At 71.4% G+C, this 2,817-nt stretch carries 2 protein-coding genes and 2 pseudogenes; 2 read left to right on the forward strand and 2 right to left on the reverse strand.

The features are described 5' to 3' along the window. Positions 1 to 370: pseudogene (locus GWK61_RS53760) on the reverse strand (hypothetical protein); the annotation flags it as partial. 295 nt (positions 371 to 665) lie between these two features. Here GWK61_RS53760 and GWK61_RS59115 point away from each other — a divergent pair. Then, positions 666 to 1,844, forward strand: coding sequence for a glycosyltransferase family 4 protein (locus GWK61_RS59115; RefSeq protein ID WP_194922158.1), 1,179 nt, complete (start codon positions 666 to 668; stop codon positions 1,842 to 1,844). A 242-nt stretch (positions 1,845 to 2,086) separates the two neighbouring features. Here the strand turns inward: GWK61_RS59115 and GWK61_RS61325 are convergent. After that, a pseudogene (locus GWK61_RS61325) lies at positions 2,087 to 2,455 on the reverse strand (class I SAM-dependent methyltransferase); the annotation flags it as partial. Positions 2,456 to 2,597: 142 nt separating this feature from the next. Between GWK61_RS61325 and GWK61_RS58075 the strand changes: the two are divergent. Further along, positions 2,598 to 2,817: hypothetical protein (locus GWK61_RS58075; protein ID WP_228564514.1), on the forward strand; the 220-nt coding region annotated here is incomplete at its 3' end.

Genomic DNA, 2,817 nt, shown 5'->3' on the forward strand with positions numbered 1-2,817 from the left:
GCACCACGAACGCCGCCGCCACCGCGGCCCCGACCGCCAACCCCCGCCGCCGCAGTTCGTGCACCAATGCCGCACGCGCCGCCGGCGAAGCCTCCGCGACCACCGCCAGCCGGCGCGCGTTGATCGCCTGCACCGCCAGCCCCGGCACCGTCCCGATGAGGAACACCGACAGGAGCGTTCCCAACTCCGCGTAGCCGCCGGGTCCGAGGCCTCGGGACAGCACCAGGTTGAACCCGTACGCCAGCACGTTGCCGAGCCCGGTCCCGACCGCCACCACGAGCCCGGCCGACGCGGTCCGTCCGCCCCCGCGCCGTGAGCCATCCCCGGTCCGGTCATCCCCGGCCCGCTCGTTCCTGGCCCTGCGGAGCATCGAGAGTCCCTCCGGTGCGGTGCCGCGCGTGTCTCTTGAGCGGTCACGCTAGACGTCGGCGTACTTGAAGGACAGTCGAGCAACCCCCGTCCGAGTGAACTTCGACCCCGAAAGCCTGTCGGCGGCGCGCCAGCCCCGGAGAACGCCGGAACCGTCCCCGGCGCGCCGTACGATCGAAGATCCGCCTGAGGACTGCTGGCGATGCGCTGAATGACCTCCGCAGCGGGCCGCGTCCTGAACCGCCCGAAAAGCCCCGCCACACGTGTCGCACTGCGTCGTGTCTCGTTGTATCGCAGTGCACTTAGCCATCCTCAACTGGCGCGACCCCTGGCAGCAGACCGCCGGCGGAGCGGAGGCCTTCGCCTACGAGATCGCCTGCGGATTCGTGGCGCGCGGCCACACCGTCGACTTCCTCACGTCCCGCGAACCCGGCCAGCTTCGCAGCGAGACGCGCGACGGCATCAGGTGGCTGCGATGCGGGGGGACGTGGTTCGTCTACCCCGGCGTCCTCGCACGCCTGATCTGGGCTCGGCTGTCCGGGCGCGCGCCTGACTTCGTGATCGACTGCCAGAACGGCATCCCGTTCTTCTCCCCGCTGGTGCTGTCACGTCGGCGGAGCGGCATCGCGATCGTCGTCCACCACGTCCACGACGCGCAGTTCGCCACGCATTTCAACCGCACGCTGGCCACCCTCGGACGGTGGCTGGAGGGGCCGGTGGCGCGACGGGTCTACCGACGCTGCCAGGCGGTGGCGGTGTCGGAGTCCACCATCGCGGCGATGCGGACCCGACTGCGGTGGACTGGTTCGATCGAAGTGATCCACAACGGCGTCACCGTTGCCCGGGACGCGGTTCTCGACCCGGTACTACGACTAGCCGTAACCCCGGGAGCTGAAGACGGCCCAACGCCTCGGCTCGTGGCCGTCGGCCGCCTGGTACGCCATAAGCGCCTGGAACGTGTGGCCCAGCTCGCCGACGACCTCGCCGAGACCTGGCCCGGCATCGAGGTCCATATCGTCGGTCGTGGCCCCGACGAGCAGCGTATTCGAGACACAGTGTCACGTATGCGACATGCTGACCACGTCCATATCCATGGCCACCTTCCCGACAGCGCTAAGAACCGCCTCCTGCGCACCGCCTGGCTGCACCTGTCCGCGTCGCAGAGCGAAGGCTGGGGCCTGTCCGTTCTGGAAGCTGCGGCGCTGGGCGTGCCGACCGTCGCCTACGACGTCGACGGCCTGCGCGACGCCATCCGCGACGGGATCACCGGCTGGCTCGTCGCGCCCGGCGACAGTCTGGCCGACACCGTCTCCGGCGCTCTGAAGGAGCTCGACGCCGACCCGGCGCGCGCGTCCGAGGTGAGAGCGGCGTGCGTGGCGTGGGCCGCCGAGTTCGACTGGGAGCGGACGCGCAGTGCGATGGCACAGTTGGCGGTCAGGAACTCGCGCACGCCCGGCACACGCACGATCGGGTGAGCCCAGGCGGGGTGGTAGCGCGGGAAGACGGCGAGGCGGTCGGCGACGCCGTCCTGCTCCGCCTCCCGCACCCACCGCAGGACCCTGCCGACCGACAGCGGGAAGAGTGACACGCCGTAGCGATTGGTCGGGGGAGTGCCACGCCGGCGCTCGTAGCGGCGCGCCGCCCACTCGCCGCCGAGGTAGTGCCAGGGCGAGGTCTCGTGGCCGCCGAGCGGTCCGAGCCAGTTGGTGAAGCAGACGAAGACGATGCCGCCGGGGCGCGTCACGCGGAGCATCTCCGAGAGCATGCGCCGCGGGTCAGCGACGTGTTCGAGGACGTTGGACGAGAAGCAGACGTCCACAGAGCCGTCCCGCACCGGCAGCGCCACCGCGTCACCGCACACATCCCCGACCGGCCGCAGATCCACTGACACGTACCGCGCCCCCGCCGCTCCGAAGGCTGCTGCGAAGAACCCCGGCCCGCCTCCCACGTCCAGCACGCGGAGCCCGCGCACTGCCACGTGCCGGCTCAGCAAGGCTACGGAGTCGGCAGCCAGGGGCTCGTAGAAGGACGCCGGATCAGCCTGCTCACCCCGGCAGGCCCGCACCAGCCCGACAGTGCGCCGCATCCCGAAGAACCGCCGCCCGGCCCGATCGCCAACCTCGCCAACCACGGGAGCACTGTTGCCATGTTGCGGGGCGCGGTTACGACGCCACGCCGGAGCGGGGGATTGCGCCACCCTTGGCTACCCTCTTGGGTTTGCGACGTGCGTGAGTCGCGTCGGGGGTGGCGGTGCTCGCGGTGGTGCGGGCGGCAGTGCCGGCGGCAGCGGTATCGGTGGCAGTGGTGCTGGTGGTGGTGCGGGCGGCAGTGGTGTCGGTGTCAGCGGTGCCGGTGGCCGTGCGGGCGCAGCGGTATCGGTGGCGGCGGCGGTGCTGGCGGTGCTGGCGGTGCGGGTGACAGCGGCGGTATCGGTCGCAGCGGTGGCGG

The sequence above is a fragment of the Catenulispora rubra genome, from assembly GCF_015356825.1.
Taxonomy (GTDB): Bacteria; Actinomycetota; Actinomycetes; order Streptomycetales; family Catenulisporaceae; genus Catenulispora; species Catenulispora rubra.